Annotated in this window: 17 protein-coding genes; 14 read left to right on the forward strand and 3 right to left on the reverse strand. The window is 70.5% G+C overall.

What is annotated here, in order from left to right; translation table 11 throughout:
* Position 1 precedes the first annotated feature (1 nt).
* Positions 2–772, forward strand: coding sequence for an enoyl-CoA hydratase/isomerase family protein (locus VNR19_RS04430; RefSeq protein WP_325724288.1), 771 nt, complete (start codon positions 2–4; stop codon positions 770–772).
* A 31-nt stretch (positions 773–803) separates the two neighbouring features.
* On the opposite strand, the gene VNR19_RS04435 is transcribed toward VNR19_RS04430, so the two are convergent.
* Genes VNR19_RS04435 through mftR form a run of 3 tightly spaced genes read right to left on the reverse strand, consistent with a single transcriptional unit; the run spans position 804 to position 3565 of the window.
* The gene (locus tag VNR19_RS04435) at positions 804–1316 is read right to left on the reverse strand and encodes an amino-acid N-acetyltransferase (RefSeq protein ID WP_325724290.1); all 513 of its coding nucleotides are present in this window, start codon (positions 1314–1316) and stop codon (positions 804–806) included.
* A gap of 18 nt (positions 1317–1334) precedes the next feature.
* Positions 1335–2924 (reverse strand): GMC family oxidoreductase N-terminal domain-containing protein, encoded by a 1590-nt coding sequence (locus VNR19_RS04440; protein ID WP_325724292.1) that lies wholly within the window; start codon positions 2922–2924, stop codon positions 1335–1337.
* Positions 2921–3565, reverse strand: a complete 645-nt coding sequence (mftR, locus tag VNR19_RS04445; protein WP_325724294.1) for a mycofactocin system transcriptional regulator MftR — start codon at positions 3563–3565, stop codon at positions 2921–2923. The genes VNR19_RS04440 and mftR overlap by 4 nt, the downstream gene beginning before the upstream one ends.
* Positions 3566–3715: 150 nt before the next feature.
* On the opposite strand from mftR, the gene mftA reads away from it, so the two are divergent.
* The 13 genes from mftA (at position 3716) to mftF (ending at position 15378) form a co-directional block, all read left to right on the forward strand.
* Positions 3716–3826: a mycofactocin precursor MftA gene (gene mftA, locus VNR19_RS04450; RefSeq protein ID WP_325724296.1), complete on the forward strand. Its 111-nt coding sequence runs from the start codon at positions 3716–3718 to the stop codon at positions 3824–3826.
* A 17-nt stretch (positions 3827–3843) separates the two neighbouring features.
* Positions 3844–4113 (forward strand): mycofactocin biosynthesis chaperone MftB, encoded by a 270-nt coding sequence (gene mftB, locus VNR19_RS04455; protein WP_325724298.1) that lies wholly within the window; start codon positions 3844–3846, stop codon positions 4111–4113.
* A complete protein-coding gene (gene mftC / locus VNR19_RS04460; RefSeq protein ID WP_325724300.1) occupies positions 4110–5423 on the forward strand; it encodes a mycofactocin radical SAM maturase in 1314 nt (437 codons plus the stop codon). Before mftB ends, mftC begins: the two co-directional genes overlap by 4 nt.
* Positions 5424–5530: 107 nt before the next feature.
* On the forward strand, positions 5531–6391 hold the full coding sequence (locus VNR19_RS04465) for a mycofactocin-coupled SDR family oxidoreductase (protein ID WP_325724302.1): 861 nt from the start codon (positions 5531–5533) through the stop codon (positions 6389–6391).
* Positions 6392–6441: 50 nt separating this feature from the next.
* Entirely contained in the window at positions 6442–7260 is an 819-nt protein-coding gene (locus VNR19_RS04470) for a mycofactocin-coupled SDR family oxidoreductase (RefSeq protein WP_325724304.1), read from the forward strand.
* Positions 7261–7303: 43 nt separating this feature from the next.
* Positions 7304–8128 carry a mycofactocin-coupled SDR family oxidoreductase gene (locus tag VNR19_RS04475; RefSeq protein WP_325724306.1) on the forward strand — a complete coding sequence of 275 codons (825 nt, stop codon included), beginning with the start codon at positions 7304–7306 and terminating at the stop codon, positions 8126–8128.
* Positions 8129–8204: 76 nt separating this feature from the next.
* The gene (locus VNR19_RS04480; RefSeq protein ID WP_325724308.1) at positions 8205–9038 is read left to right on the forward strand and encodes a mycofactocin-coupled SDR family oxidoreductase; all 834 of its coding nucleotides are present in this window, start codon (positions 8205–8207) and stop codon (positions 9036–9038) included.
* 30 nt (positions 9039–9068) lie between these two features.
* Positions 9069–9902 (forward strand): mycofactocin-coupled SDR family oxidoreductase, encoded by an 834-nt coding sequence (locus tag VNR19_RS04485; protein ID WP_325724310.1) that lies wholly within the window; start codon positions 9069–9071, stop codon positions 9900–9902.
* Positions 9899–10864: an AAA family ATPase gene (locus tag VNR19_RS04490; RefSeq protein ID WP_325724313.1), complete on the forward strand. Its 966-nt coding sequence runs from the start codon at positions 9899–9901 to the stop codon at positions 10862–10864. Before VNR19_RS04485 ends, VNR19_RS04490 begins: the two co-directional genes overlap by 4 nt.
* A 183-nt stretch (positions 10865–11047) precedes the next feature.
* Positions 11048–11848, forward strand: a complete 801-nt coding sequence (locus tag VNR19_RS04495; RefSeq protein ID WP_325724315.1) for a vWA domain-containing protein — start codon at positions 11048–11050, stop codon at positions 11846–11848.
* 98 nt (positions 11849–11946) lie between these two features.
* Complete coding sequence (gene mftD, locus VNR19_RS04500) at positions 11947–13209, forward strand: pre-mycofactocin synthase MftD (RefSeq protein ID WP_325724317.1); 1263 nt, start codon at positions 11947–11949, stop codon at positions 13207–13209.
* A 25-nt stretch (positions 13210–13234) separates the two neighbouring features.
* Positions 13235–13963 carry a mycofactocin biosynthesis peptidyl-dipeptidase MftE gene (mftE, locus tag VNR19_RS04505; protein WP_325724319.1) on the forward strand — a complete coding sequence of 243 codons (729 nt, stop codon included), beginning with the start codon at positions 13235–13237 and terminating at the stop codon, positions 13961–13963.
* Positions 13960–15378 (forward strand): mycofactocin biosynthesis glycosyltransferase MftF, encoded by a 1419-nt coding sequence (gene mftF, locus VNR19_RS04510; protein ID WP_325724321.1) that lies wholly within the window; start codon positions 13960–13962, stop codon positions 15376–15378. The genes mftE and mftF overlap by 4 nt, the downstream gene beginning before the upstream one ends.
* The last annotated feature ends 399 nt before the right edge of the window (positions 15379–15777 follow it).

Genomic DNA, 15777 nt, shown 5'->3' on the forward strand with positions numbered 1-15777 from the left:
CATGATCGACCTCACCATCGACGACGCGGTCGCCACGGTCGTTCTCAACAACCCCGAGAAGCTGAACGCGCTCGGCGAGCAGGCGCTCAAGGACCTCGGCGCCGCGTACGACGAAGCCGAGGCATCCGGGGTCCGCGCCCTCGTGCTGCGCGGCGAGGGGCGCGCATTCTGCGCCGGCCGCGACATCTCGGGCGTCGACCCCCGCGACGACGATGTCATGGGATACCTAGGCGGACTCGTCACGCCATTGCTGCGGCGCATGTCGGTGTTCCCCGCACCGACGTTCGCGGCCGCGCACGGTGCGTGCCTCGGCGTCGGGCTGGGCCTTCTCATCGCGACAGATGTCGTGTACGTCGCCGACACCGCGAAGATCGGCTCGCCGTTCGCGGCGCTCGGGGCGACACTCGACTCGGGTGGGCACGCGCTCTTCTTCGAGCGGCTCGGCGCGCACAAGACCCTCGACCTCATCTACACGGGGCGCCTCATGTCGGGCACGGAGGCCGTGGCATCCGGTCTGTTCTCGCAGGTGTTCCCGGCGGACGAGGTCTTGGCGGCAGCCGAGTCGGCGGCCAAGACAGCGGCGGATGGCGCGACCGGCGCGTTCCTCGCGAGCAAGGAGCTCGTGCGGCGGCTGCGCGACGAGCGGCTCGGACTGTGGGAGTCGGTCGACCACGAGAACGCCGCGCAGGCCGCGCTGTGCGACACGGACGACTACCGCGAAGGTTTCGCCGCGTTCCAGGACAAGCGCAAGCCGGAGTTCCGCGGGCGGTAGCCCACGCCTCGACGGGCTCAGCGACCGGGGTCTACTCCGGGTCGAGCACCTTCAGCATGCGGGTGTTGCCGAGCGTGTTCGGCTTGACGTGCGCGAGGTCGAGGAACTCGGCGACACCTTCGTCGGGACTGCGCACGAGCTGCGAGTAGACGTCGGGGTCGACGATCATCTCGCCGATCGGCGAGAACCCGCGGCGCTGGAAGAACTCGACCTCGAACGTGAGGCAGAACAGGCGCTTGAGGCCGAGCTCGCGCGCATCCGCTTCGAGTCTCTCCACGAGCGCCCGCCCCACTCCGCGATGGAGCCACTCGTCGATGACGATGAGCGTGCGGATCTCGCCGAGGTCCTCCCACATGACGTGCAGGGCGCCGCAGCCGATCAGGTGGCCGTGCGCGTCTTCGGCGACGACGAACTGCTGCGTCGACTCGTACAGCACGACGAGGTCCTTGCCGAGGAGGATGCGCCGCTGCACGTACGGTTCGAGCATCGACTGGATGCCCCGGATGTCGGCGGTACGGGCCCGCCGGACCGTGAAGTCGCTCACCCGTTCAGCCTAGAGCGGTCACCCGCGCATCAGCCGCGCGACGTGCTCGCCGATGAACACCGCCGTCGCGAAGGGTCCGCGCGACGGGACGTCCGGGAGCATCGACGTGTCGGCGACCCGCAGCGCCTCGACGCCGTGCACGCGGCCTTCGCCATCGAGCACCGGACCCATCGGCGCCGACCCGCACAGGTGGATGGCCGTGCCGAGGTGGGCGCGCATCCACGCGTCGAGGCGCGCGTCGTCGTCGAGCGTCGCGTCGTCGAGCTCGGTGAGCCGATCGAGCTGCCCGTCGAATGCGTCCGAGCGCAGGAGCGCGGCGGCCGTGCGGATGCCGACGCGCATGCGCGCGAGGTCCGACTCCTCCTCGAGGTAGCGGTAGTCGATGCGCGGCGGCGCGGTGGGGTCGTCCGACTGGAGCGTGATCGACCCGCGCCCCTCCGGCCGCTGCAGGCCCACGATGAGCTGCAGGTCGTCCGCGTGCGCGAGCTGGGCCGCCATGCGGCGCGCTGAGGCCCCCATGACTCCGCGAAGGGTGCGGATCGGATGCCGCGCCACCGCCCGCAGGCCGCCGGCGAGCGTCCGCGTGGACCCGGTCAGCAGATACCCGAGCGGCTTGACGGAGAGCAGCACCTCGAGGTCGCCGTCCGAGCCGCCCGAGAGCCCGGAGGAGAAGTTGAGCGCCGTGGGGAACGCGAACCGCTCGCCGGGGTCGAACACGGGCCGACGCGCCTGCCACCCGACCGCGATGTCGGGATGGTCGCTGAAGGCCTCGCCCACCGGAAGATCGCTCACCACCCGCACCCCGACCGACTCGAGGTGCGTGCGCGGTCCGACGCCCGACACGAGCAGCAGGTGCGGCGTGCCGATCGCACCCGCGCAGAGCACGACCTCGTCGCCCTGGATCACGCCGGACGTCGTCTCGACGCCGACCGCCCGAGTCCCTTCGAAGCGCACGCGCAGCGCGCGTGAGTCGGCGACGATCCGCAGGTTCGGACGATCGCGCGCGTCTGCGAGGTACGCGAGCGCAGTGTTGACGCGCACGCCCTCGATGACGTTCGCCGGCACCGGCCCGATCCCCGGCGCACCCGGCGCGTTCTTGTCGGGCTCGTCCGCGAAGCCGAGCTCGCGTGCGGCCGTCGTGAACGCGCGCACGACGACGCCGTCCTGCCGAGGGCGCGCGACCGGCATCGGCCCCGACGAGCCGTGCCCCTCTCGCGACCCGAAGTCGCGGTCGCTCTCGAGGGCCTCCAGCACGGGCAGCGCCCGCTCGTACGACCACGCGGGACCCGCGGCATCCGCCCATCGGTCGAAGTCGCCGGGGCGCGCGCGCACGAAGTACCCGCCGTTGATCGCGCTCGAGCCGCCGAGCACACGCCCCCGCGCGATCGTGTAGGGCAGGTCGGGCGTGAGGCGGCCCAGGTACGACCAGCTGTACGGATGTCCCGGCATCGCGCCCCGGACGGTCGTGCCGTCGAGCAGGTCGGCCGGGAACCGCTCGGGGGCGGGACCCGCCTCGACGAGCACGACTTCGCGATCGGGATCCTCGCTCAGCCGGGCGGCGAGCGGAGCGCCTGCGGCCCCGCCGCCGACCACCACGATCCGCGTCATGCGTCGCCCGTGTACGCCGCAGCGAGACGCCGGAACGACGCGTCGAGCAGTTCCAGCAGGTCGACGTCGTCGTGCGCGAGCCATTGCTCGTATGCGGCGAGGCACAGTCCGAGGCACGACCACGCGATCGCCTGCGGCGTGAGTGAGTCCACCCCGACCCCGAGGCGTCGGGCGACGTACTCCGCGATGACCTGCCGCCACGATGCGTACCGCAGCGTCGAGTGCGCGACGAGGCTCGGCACGTTCAGCAGCAGCCACATGCGCTCGCGATGGAAGGTCAGCTCCTCCTCCGGGAAGCGGTTGAAGTCGACGACCGCTTCGCGCAGCGCGTCCATCAGGGGGATGTCGTCCGGCACCGCCTCGAGGTGGGCGCGCATCTCGTCGAGGAGGCGGTCGAAGTCGCCCCATGGCAGGTCGTTTTTGGACGCGAAGTAGCGGAAGAACGTGCGGCGGCCGATGCCGGCGGCCTGGACGATGTCGTCGACGGTCGTCTTGTCGAATCCGCGCTCGAGGAACAGCGACAGGGCGAGGTGGCTCAGGTCGCCGTGGGTGGTGACGGGGGCACGGCCCATGCGAGCGCGTTGCGACTCGGGTGCGGGGGCGGGGGCATCCGCTTCGAGACGATCCGCGTCGAGCGTCATTCGTCCTCCTCATGGCGCCGCGAGTCTGGGCGGCTTCCGATGGATGGGAGGCCCTTCGGCAAGGGACTCTTCCAATCGGCACTCGGTGTCATTAGTATCGCCCGCATCGGGGCATCGAAGAAGATGACCAGCCCCATGAAGGAGCATCCCATGGACTCGAAGCAGATTGTGGCAGAACCGGAGAGCGCTGCGCAGGACGTCATCGAGGTCGACACGCTCGTCGAGGAAATCTCGATCGACGGCATGTGCGGCGTCTACTGACTCGCGCCGCAAGACCCGTGAACCCCGACTCGGCGTGGCGCCTGCACCCCCAGGTCTCGGTGAGGCCTGAGCCGTTCGGCGCCTTGCTCTACCATTTCGGCACCCGCAAGCTGTCGTTCCTCAAGGACCGCACACTGCTCGCGATCGTCGAAGGCCTCGCGGATGCTCCGAGCGTGCGCTCGGCGTGCGAGGCCGCCGGCGTCGCCGCGGATCAGCAGGGCCGATACCTGCGGGCGCTCGACACGCTCGCCGAGTCACACATGATCCAGGAGCGCGCAGCAGCATGACGATCGCCCTCGACGCACCGACGCGTCCCACGACGGGCACGCGGCTCGTCGACCTGTTCGAGTTCGGGCTCGACTCGCCCATCTGCCTCACGTGGGAGCTCACGTACGCATGCAACCTCTCGTGCGTGCACTGCCTGTCGAGCTCCGGACGACGCGACCCGCGCGAGCTGACGACCGAGGAGTGCAAGGCCGTCATCGACGAGCTCGAGCGCATGCAGGTCTTCTACGTCAACATCGGCGGCGGTGAGCCGACCGTGCGCCCGGACTTCTGGGAGCTCGTCGAGTACGCCACGAGCCATCACGTGGGGGTGAAGTTCTCGACCAACGGGGTCAAGATCACGCCGGATGTCGCGGCGATGCTGGCCGCGAACGACTACGTCGACGTGCAGATCTCGCTCGACGGCGCGACCGCCGACGTCAACGACGCGATCCGCGGACCTCGGTCGTATGAGACCGCGATGCGGGCGATGCAGAACCTCGCGGATGCCGGCATGAAGAACTTCAAGCTGTCGGTCGTGTGCACGCGCACGAACATCCCGCAGCTCGACGAGTTCAAGGCGATCGCCGACCGCTACGGCGCGCAGCTGCGCCTCACCCGCCTGCGCCCGTCGGGGCGCGGCGCCGACGTGTGGGACGAGCTCCACCCCACCGCCCCGCAGCAGCGCGAGCTGTACGACTGGCTCGTCGCGAACGGCGAGAACGTCCTGACGGGCGACTCCTTCTTCCACCTGTCCGCCTACGGCCAGGCACTGCCCGGCTTGAACCTGTGCGGCGCGGGCCGCGTCGTGTGCCTCATCGACCCCGTCGGCGACGTCTACGCCTGCCCGTTCGCCATCCACGACGAGTTCCTCGCGGGCAACATCCGCCAGCCCGGCGGCTTCGAGCGCGTGTGGCGCGAGTCCGAGCTGTTCACGCGCCTGCGGCAGCCGCAGTCGGGCGGCGCATGCTCGTCGTGCCAGTTCTTCGACACGTGCAAGGGCGGTTGCATGGCCGCGAAGTTCTTCACGGGACTGCCCCTCGACGGCCCCGACCCGGAGTGCGTGCGCGGCTTCGGCGAGGAGGCGCTCGCGAAGCACAAGGACTCCGGCGGTGGCATCCCCAAGCCGTCGGGTGACCACTCCCACCGGACTTCCCCGCCGCGGCCCCGCTCCGGCGCGGGCCCCGTGCGCGTGACCATCCAGCGTAGGAACGACCTCTCTCGCCCGCCCGTGAGTGCGTGCGAGGAGAACCCGCTCGCGGGATTCGTCCCGCAGCAGACCACCGGCGCCGATGGGCGCCAACAGGAGGGCAGCCGCTCCAGCCACGCGTAAGACCCGAGCAACCACGAGACGCCCGCGACGAGGCAGGCGCCGAAGTGGGGTGCGGTCTCCCGCGGGGCCGCTCCGGTTCGCCCTCGATGAGAGAGAGGGAGGACGAGATGGGACTGCTCGAGGGCAAGGTCGTGCTCATCACAGGGGGCTCGCGCGGGCAGGGTCGCGCCCACGCGATCACGAGCGCGCGCGAGGGCGCCGACGTCGTCATCATCGACACGCTGCAGCAGATCGGGACGGTGGCGTACCCGATGGCGCAGCAGGCCGACTTCGACGAGACGGTCAAGCAGGTCGAGGCTCTCGACCGCCGCATCGTGGCCGTGGAGGGCGACGTGCGCAACCAGGCGGATCTCGACCGCGCGGTCACCGAGGGCATCGCGCAGTTCGGCAAGATCGACGCGCTCATCGCCAACGCCGGCATCTTCTCGCTCGCGCCCGCGCACGAGATGACCGAGGAGATGTGGGACGACATGATCGCGGTGAACCTCACCGGAGTCTGGAAGTCGGCGAAGGCGGTGCTGCCGCACATGATGGAGCAGGGCGGCGGCTCGATCGTCATGACGTCGTCGATCAACGGCATCGAGCCGGGCGCGAATTACGTGCACTACTGCGCCGCGAAGTTCGGTGTCGTCGGCATCATGAAGACGCTCGCGCTCGAGTACGCGCGTCACGGCATCCGCGTCAACGCGATCCACCCCGGCGCGATCCTCACGCCGATGACCAGCTGGCAGGGCGCGTGGGACATGATGTCGGGCAAGCCGGCCGGTGAGGGCACCGAAGAGGACATGCTCGAGGCCGGCTACGCCTTCCATGCGCTGAAGGGCGCCGGCTTCCTTTCGCCGCAGCGCATCGCGGATGCCGCGCTGTGGCTCAACTCGGACCTCGCGTCCGCCGTGACGGGCATCTCCGTCCCGGTCGACGCGGGCCACCTGCTGCTGCCCGGCTACAACCCGGATCCGGTCAAGTAGGCGCGGCCGCAGCATCCGTCGGTTCCGTTCAAAGGAGAAGGGAAAGAGAGATGGCAGGAGCACTCGAAGGCAAGGTCGCCTTCATCACGGGGGCCGCGCGGGGGCAGGGTCGCTCGCACGCGATCCGCCTCGCGCAGGAGGGCGCCGACATCATCGCCGTCGACATCTGCTCGCAGATCGAGACGGTCGGCTACCCGATGTCGACTCCGGACGACCTCAAGGAGACCGTGAGCGCGGTCGAGGCTCTCGACCGGCGCATCTTCGCGGCGCAGGCCGACGTGCGCGACCGCGAGTCGCTGCAGAAGGCGTTCGACGAGGGCACGGCGCAGCTGGGCCCCGTCGACATCGTGCTCGCCAACGCGGGCATCGCGCCGCTGTCGCTCGAGCCGTCGCCGCAGGAGTGGTACGACGTGCTCGACGTCAACCTCACGGGCGTCTACCACACGATCGAGGTCGCGAAGCCGTCGATGATCGAGGGCGGTCGCGGCGGCGCGATCGTCATCACGAGCTCGACGGCGGGCATCAACGGCATCGGCGGAGACACCCCGGGCGGGCTCGGCTACACGGCGTCGAAGCACGGCGTCGTCGGCCTCATGCGCTCGTATGCGAACACGCTCGCGCCGCACAGCATCCGCGTGAACACCGTCCACCCGACCGGCGTCAACACGCCCATGGTGGTCAACGAGGTCATGCAGAAGTTCCTCGAGCAGGACCCGCAGATGGGTCAGGCGATGGCGAACGCCCTGCCCGTCGACATGATCGAGGCCGTCGACATCTCGAACGCGATCCTGTTCCTCGTCTCGGATGCGGGCAGGTACGTCACGGGCGTCACACTGCCGGTCGACGCCGGGTTCACGAACAAGCGCTGAGGCATCCGCCAACGGAGGCGGAGATCAAGGGGAGGAAACAGAGATGGCAGGAAGAGTCGAAGGCAAGGTCGCCTTCATCACGGGAGCCGCCCGCGGACAGGGTCGGTCCCACGCTGTGCGACTCGCGCAGGAGGGCGCCGACATCATCGCGGTCGACCTGTGCGACACGATCCCGAACGTCGCGTACCCGTCCGCGACACCGGAGGATCTCGCGGAGACGGTGCGACAGGTCGAGGCGCTCGACCGGCGCATCGTCTCGGCGCAGGTCGACGTGCGCGACGGCGCGGCGGTCAAGAAGGCCGTCGAAGAGGGCGTCGCGCAGCTCGGGAAGCTCGACATCGTCGTCGCGAACGCGGGCATCTGCGTCATGACCACGTGGGACGAGACCTCCGAGGAGGTCTGGGACCAGACGATCGACACGAACCTCAAGGGCGTGTGGAACACCGTGCGGCACACCGCGCCGCACCTGGTCGAGGCCGGCGGCGGTTCGATCATCATGACGAGCTCCGCCGCGGGCCTGAAGGGACTGCCGTTCCTCACGGCATACGTCGCGTCGAAGCACGGCGTCGTCGGGCTCATGCGGGCGTTCGCGACCGAGCTGTCGGAGCACGGCATCCGCGTCAACTCCATTCATCCGACGGGCGTCGACACCCCGATGGGACAACTCGGCGACCCGGAGAAGGCGACGAAGATCCAGGAGATCATGGCCGCACACCCGCGGCTCATGCCGATGATGTCGAACCTGCTCCCCATCCAGATGACGGAGCCGATCGACATCTCGAACGCGGTGCTCTTCCTCGCCTCCGACGAATCGCGCTACGTCACAAGCCTCGCGATGACGGTGGACGCGGGCAACACGCAGTACTGAGAAGTCCGGATGCCGCGGACGTCGGTGCGCGGCATCCGGCACACCCCCATCTCGACGAGGAGGAAGGGAATCGGAAATGGCAGGAAGAGTCGAAGGCAAAGTCGCCTTCATCACGGGAGCCGCGCGCGGTCAGGGCCGTTCGCACGCGATCCGGCTCGCGCAAGAAGGCGCCGACATCATCGCGATCGACGTGCTCGAGGAGATCCCGGGCGCGCCGTACGGCCCGGCCACCGAGGAGGATCTCGCCGAGACGGTGCGTCAGGTCGAGGCGCTCGACCGCCGCATCGTCGCCAAGAAGGCCGACGTGCGCGACTACGACGGCCTGAAGGCAGCGGTCGACGAGGGCGTCGCCGAGCTCGGACGACTCGACATCGTCGCGGCGAACGCGGGCATCTCGACCGCGATGGCACCGGCCGAGCAGCTCTCGGAGGAGCTGTGGGTCGACATGGTCGACGTCAACCTCAACGGCGTGTGGCGGACCTGCAAGGCGGCGATCCCTCATCTGAAGGCATCGGGCGGCGGATCGATCATTCTCACGAGCTCGGATGCGGGGCTGTTCGCGTTCCCGAACATCGCCCACTACGTCTCCGCAAAGCACGGTGTCGTCGGACTCATGCGCACGCTCGCGCTCGAGCTCGCACCTCACATGATCCGCGTCAACAGCGTGCACCCGACGGTGGTGGACACGCCGATGGTCAACAACGACGCGACCTATCGGCTGTTCCGGCCCGACCTCGAGAACCCCACCGTCGACGACTTCAAGGAGGCGGCGGCCGGCATCAACGCGCTGCCGATCCCGTGGGTCGAGCCGGTCGACATCTCGAACGCGGTGCTCTGGCTCGCCTCGGATGAGGCTCGCTACGTGACGGGCGTGCCGCTGCCGGTCGACGCCGGTGCGGCCGTGAAGTGACCTGATCGAGTGGATCGAAAGGAGAACACCATGGGACGACTGGACGGAAAGGTCGCATTCATCACGGGCGCGGCCCGCGGGCAGGGTCGCTCGCACGCGATCCGCATGGCCCAGGAGGGCGCGGACATCATCGCGGTCGACCTCGCCAAGCAGATCGACACCGTGCCGTACGGCATGGCGACGGCGGACGACCTCGCCGAGACGGTGCGCCAGGTCGAGGCGCTCGACCGCCGCATCGTCGCGAGCGAGGCGGACGTGCGCGACTACGAGGGGCTGAAGGCGGCGCTCGACGAGGGCGTGGCCCAGCTCGGGCGGCTCGACATCGTGTCGGCCAACGCCGGCATCTTCTCGAACGCGACCGCCGAGGAGCTGACCGACGAGGCGTGGAACGACATGATCGCCGTCAACCTCACGGGCGTGTGGCACACGGCGAAGGCCGCGATCCCGCACCTTCGGGCCGCGGGCGGCGGATCGATCATCATCACGAGCTCGACGGCGGGGATCAAGGGGTTCCCGAACTTCGTGCACTACGTCGCGTCGAAGCACGGCGTCGTCGGTGTCATGCGCACGCTCGCGCTCGAGCTGGCACCCGACAACATCCGCGTCAACACGGTGCATCCGACGAGTGTCGACACCGACATGATCCAGAACGACGCGCTCTACGCGCTGTTCATGCCGGATCTGCCGGAGGACCAGCGCACCAAGGACGAGTTCCGCGGGCGCATGGAGACCATGAACGCCCTGCCGGTGCCGTGGGTGGAGCCCGTCGACATCTCGAACGCCGTCCTGTGGCTCGCGTCGGACGAGTCGAGATACGTCACGGGCATCCAGCTGCCGGTCGACGCAGGGTCGACGCAGAAGTGAGCGAGACGGATGCCGCACCCGTCGCTGCCGGGGAGCACACGCTTCCCGGCGGCGACGCCGCGTCGCTGCGCGAGAGCCGCGAGCGCATCGCGCGCCACCTTGTGGGCCGCGAACGTGAGCTCGAGTTGACCCTCGCCGCCGTGGCGGCCGGGCGCGACATCGTGCTGGAAGGGCCCCCGGGCACGAGCAAGACGACCATGCTGACCGCGATCACGCGGGAGTGGGGCATTCCGCTGCTGTTCGTCGAGGGCAACGCCGACCTCACGCCCGCGAAGCTCGTCGGGCACCACAACCCCGCGCGCGTGCTGCGCGAGGACTACTCGGCCGACAACTTCGTGCCCGGTCCCCTCGTCGAGGCGATGCAGCAGGGCGGGTTCCTCTACATCGAGGAGTTCAACCGCGCCCCGGAGGACACCCTCAACACGCTGCTGACCGCGATGGCGGACCGCTCGATCGCGGTGCCGCGGGTCGGCCGCATCCGTGCCCTTCCGACGTTCCGCGTGATCGCGTCGATGAACCCGTACGACAACGTCGGCACAACCCGGCTCTCCACGAGCGTGCACGACCGGCTCAACCGGCTCGCGGTCGACTACCAGAGCGCCGAGGCGGAAGAGGAGATCGTGCGCTTGCGGACAGGGGCGTCCGGTCCTGTGGGCGACCGGCTCGTGGGGGACGCCGTCGCCGTGACGCGTGCGACGCGCGAGCACGAGGACGTCCGGCAGGGGTCGAGCGTGCGCGGCGCGATCGACACGGTGCTCGTCGCGCAACGTCTCGCGGCGCTTCGCGGGATCGACGACCCGGAGGACGCGGACTACCCCGAGATGGTGTTCGACGCGATGATCGTCGCGCTGTCGGGGCGCATCCACCTCGACGAAGCCGCCGAGACGACGCCCGAGCGCGTGCTGCGCGAGCTGTGGGAGGACCGGTTCATCCTGCATCCGCACCAGGCAGCGCCGGGGTGAAGAGAGGTCGCGGCGGACTCGCCGATCCAGCGGCGCAGCAGCCGGCGCACAGCCGCGCGCGGCGCACCGCTGCGCAGGCGGCCGAAGGAGCTCGAGGAGCCGCCGCAGGCGTTCGACCTGTCGCGCGGTGCCGCGGGCGCGGTCGTGATCGGCTCGGGCGGCACGCGCAGGCAGGCGAGCGCGATGCCCGGCGGGCGCGCTCGCGCCGTGACCGTCGAGCACGGAAGCATCGTCCCCGTTCCGGATGAGGCGGTCGAGATCGACCCGCAGGTGCGCGCGCGGGCGCGGCAGATCGCGGCGCGCCTCGCGGTTCCCCGCGCGCGCCGCGACGTGACGTCTCGCCGCGGGGTCGGCGACCTCGCGAGCGTGCCGTACCGCGGTGCATCCGACGACATCGACCTCGACCGCACGATCGAGGTGCTCGCCGAGCGACCGATCCCCGAGGATGAGGACATCATCGTGCGCGAGCGCGTGCGCACGAAGCGATCGGTCGTGCTGCTCGTCGACGTGTCGGGATCGATGCGGGGAGAGAGGATCCGCACAGCAGCGGCGACGGTGGGGGCGCTCGCCGGCGAGCTCCACCGCGACGCGCTCGGGGTGATCGCGTTCTGGTCGGATGCCGCGATCCTGCTCGGCCTCGGCAACGAGGTCGTGCCCGACCGCGTGCTCGACGCGCTGCTGCGGCTGCCCGCGCGGGGACTCACGAACGTCGCGTTCCCGCTCGAGCTCGCCGCGAAGCAGCTCGCGCTCGCACCCGTGCGCGACGCGCGCGCGATCCTCCTGTCGGACTGCGTGCACAATGCGGGGCCCGATCCGCGGCCGTTCGCCGCGCGGCTCCCGCGGCTCGACGTGCTGCTGGACGTGTCGGGGGAGAACGACCTGGAGCTCGGCCGCGAGCTCGCCGCACGCGGGCGCGGCCTGTGCCGGGTCATCCGCAGCCACCGCGATGTCGCGCCGGCGCTCAGCGCGATGTTCGCGGGGTAGGCTCGCGCTCCGAACTCGTCTCTCGCTCGGCGAAATCCCCCTACGATTTGGCACTCGGTGCCATTACACTGGCCGATGTCGACGAGGAGGTCACCACAATGGCTAACGGTTGGTTCGAGACGGTCGCCGAAGCGCAGCGACGCGCGAAGAGGCGGCTGCCCGGCTCGGTCTACAGCGCCCTGCTCGCGGGCTCCGAGCGAGGGGTGACGTACGAAGACAACCTCAAAGCGTACGCGGAGCTCGGATTCGCTCCGCACGTCGCCGGCCTCTCCGGCGAGCGGTCCCTGTCGACGACCGTCATGGGGATCGACATCTCGTTCCCCGTGCTGATCTCGCCGACGGGCGTGCAGGCCGTCCACCCCGAGGGCGAGGTCGCGGTCGCGCGCGCCGCCGCGAACCGCGGCACGATCATGGGGCTCAGCTCGTTCGCGAGCAAGCCGATCGAAGACGTCGTCGCGGCCAACCCCAACACGTTCTACCAGATGTACTGGATGGGCACGCGCGACGCGATGCTGCAGCGGCTCGAGCGCGCCAAAGCCGCAGGTGCCAAGGGCATCATCGCGACCCTCGACTGGTCGTTCTCGAACGGCCGCGACTGGGGCAGCCCGTGGATCCCCGAGCGCCTGACCCTCAAGGCCGCGATGCGCTTCGCGCCGCAGGCGATCGTCAAGCCGTCGTGGCTGTGGAGCTTCGTCAGGACCGGCCGTGTGCCCGACCTCACGACGCCGAACCTCGCGCTCCCCGGCCAGGAGGCGCCGACGTTCTTCGGCGCGTACGGCGAGTGGATGCAGACGCCGCTCCCGACATGGGAGGACGTCGCGTGGCTGCGCGAGCAGTGGGACGGCCCGTTCATGCTCAAGGGCGTCTCGCGCCTCGACGACGCGAAGCGCGCGGTCGACGCCGGCGTCACGGCCATCTCGGTCTCGAACCACGGCGGCAACAACCTCGACTCGACACCGGCGGCGATCCGGATGCTGCCGGGCATCGCCGACGCGGTCGGCGACCAGATCGAGGTGCTGCTCGACGGCGGCATCCGTCGTGGCGGCGATGTCGCGAAGGCCCTCGCGCTCGGCGCGAAGGCGGTCATGATCGGCCGGGCCTACCTGTGGGGCCTCGCGGCGAACGGCCAGGCGGGCGTCGAGAACGTGCTCGACATCCTGCGCGGCGGTCTCGACTCGGCCGTGCTCGGCCTCGGTCGTTCCTCGGTGCAGGACCTCCGCCGCGAGGATCTGTGGATCCCCGAGGGCTTCACCCGCGAGCTGGGCAAGGAGGCGGCTGCGCCGAAGCCGCGCTCGTCGCGCCCCGCGGTGCGGAAGGACCCGTCGAAGCCGAAGGAGAAGGTCGCGAGCGGAAACGCGTGATCGATTCCGACGAACGCTCCGTGTGATGGCCGATTCGCCGCACCTCGCCTCGCGCACGTGGCGTGAGGTGCCCCGGGCCCTGCTCCTCGTGCCGCTCGGATCGACCGAGCAGCACGGTCCGCACCTGCCGGTGTCGACCGACACCTTCATCGCTACGGCTGTCGCCGACGACCTCGCCGCGCGCTGGCGCGCAGACGGCCGCGACGCGATCGTGGCACCGCCTCTCGTGTTCGGCGCGAGCGGCGAGCATCAGGGCTTCGCGGGGACCATCTCGCTCGGCACCGCCGCGCTGGCCTTCGCGCTCCTCGAGCTCGGACGCTCGGCGTCGGAATGGGCCGAGCGCATCGTGTTCGTGAACGGACACGGAGGCAACCTCGAGGCGCTCCGCGATGCCGTGCCGACCCTTCGCTCGGAGCGACGCGACGTCGCATGGCTGCCGTGCGCGCTCGAGCGCGGCACCGACGCCCACGCGGGTTTCGACGAGACTTCTCTCATGCTCCACCTGTGGCCCGCGCACGTGCGCCTCGACCTCGCCGAGCCCGGTGCGACCGCGCCCATCGCCGAACTGCTCCCCCGGCTGCGTGCCGAGGGCGTGAAGGGGGTTGCGCCGAACGGCGTGCTCGGCGACCCCACGGGCGCTTCGGCCGACCACGGCGCGCGCCTGTTCGCCGAGCTGTGCGAGACAGCGTGGAGCCGCCTGTCCGCCGGAACGGTCGCGGAAGGCGGATGCCTCACCCACGGGCCCGCGGCATGACACTGCCCGACGGATTCACGGTCCGCCTCAACCGGCACACGCGCGTCGAGGACGGCGGGCGCGTGCTCATCGGCGGCTCCCCCACGCGCGTCGCGCGGCTCAAGCGCGCCGCCATCGAGGCATTCGACAGGCGGGAGCTCGTCGTGCGCGACGCCGCCACCCGTGCGCTCGCCGAGCACCTCCTCGCGACGGGAATCGGCGACCCCGTGGCGGAGTCCCTCCCGGCGATCCCGCTCTCCGAGCTCACGGTGGTCATCCCGGTGCACGACCGCCCGGCGCAGCTCGCGCGCCTGCTCGCGAGCGTCCCTCGCGGGGTGGCGCGGGTGATCGTGGTCGACGACGCGTCGGAGCAGGCGGAGGCCGTGGCATCCGTCGCATCCGCCCACGGTGCGCAGCTCATCGCGCTCGACCGCAACACCGGGGCGGCCGCCGCCCGCAATGCCGGGCTCACCGCGGTCGAGACGCCGTTCGTCGCGTTCGTCGACTCGGACGTCGTGCTCGAGGACGGATGCTTCGAGCTGCTGCTGCGGCACTTCGCCGATCCGAAGCTCGCGATGGCGGCGCCTCGGGTCATCGGACTCGACACCGAACGGCCGAACTGGATCACGCGGTACGAGAACGCACGATCGTCGCTCGACCTGGGCGGCGACACGGCGAGCGTGCGGCCGCGAAGCCCTGTCACGTGGGTGTCGAGCACGTGTCTCGTGGCGCGCGTCGCGCACCTCGGCGACGGCTTCGACGCGTCGATGCGCGTCGGCGAGGACGTCGACCTCGTGTGGCGGCTCGTCGACGAAGGACACCGCGTGCGCTTCGAGCCCGCCGCCGCCGTGCGGCACGAACACCGTACGCGGCTTCGCACCTGGCTCGGGCGCAAGTTCTTCTACGGCACGGGCGCGCACCTGCTCGCGGTGCGCCACCCGCAAGACGTCGCCCCTGTCGTGCTGCCCCCGTGGGGCGCGCTCGTGCTCGCGCTGCTGTTCGTGCAGAAGAAGTGGTCGCTGCCGGCGATCGCGCTCACGGGCGTGGTCGTCGCCGGCCGCATCGTCAAGCGCCTCGGACACGTCCGACGGCCGTGGCCGATCGCCGCGCGGCTCACCCTCAACGGGATGGTCGCCGCCCTCGGCCAGGGCTTCGCGCTGCTGCTGCGCCACTGGTGGCCCGTCACCGTCGTGGTGGGACTCTTCTCGAAGACGATGCGCCGTGCGGCCGCGATCGCCGCGATCGCCGACGTCGTATGGGAGTTCGTGCGCCTGAAGCCGAAGATGGACCCGGTGCGATTCGGCGTCGCGCGTCGCCTCGACGACATCGCCTACGGCGCCGGCGTGTGGTGGGGAGCGCTGCGCGGACGCTCGGCCAAAGCGCTGCTGCCCGCCATCATCCGGACTCCGCGCGCGCCGCGCGAGCCGCGCGACTGAGGCTGCGCACGCCGCGCGACTGAGGCCGCGTGCGCGGCGCGACTGGGGCCGCGTGCGCGGCGCCGTCCCCGCGCCGAACTCCGGAGAAACTCGCGCCTTCCGGGCCGGAGGCCCGGGTTCGGCCGGCCAACACGCGGATCTCCGGAGTTGCGCACGCGTGCGGCGGCGCGCCGTCCTGCACCGCCCGCGGGAGTCCGTCGCCGGCGGCTGGGCTGCGCGCCCCGTTCCATCGCGGGGCGCGTGTTCGTCACGCCGGAACGGGTGCGTCTCGTAGCGTGGTGTCACTTCCCGCGGGTCTTCTTCGTCGTTGACGTAGGAGGGCCATCGTGGGATACCCAGTTGTTTCCGCCAAGAAGCAAAGAAGAGACCCCACGATGACCCACAACCAGTCTGCCTTGA

This window comes from Microbacterium sp. (genome assembly GCF_035556355.1).
In the GTDB taxonomy this organism is placed as follows: domain Bacteria; phylum Actinomycetota; class Actinomycetes; order Actinomycetales; family Microbacteriaceae; genus Microbacterium.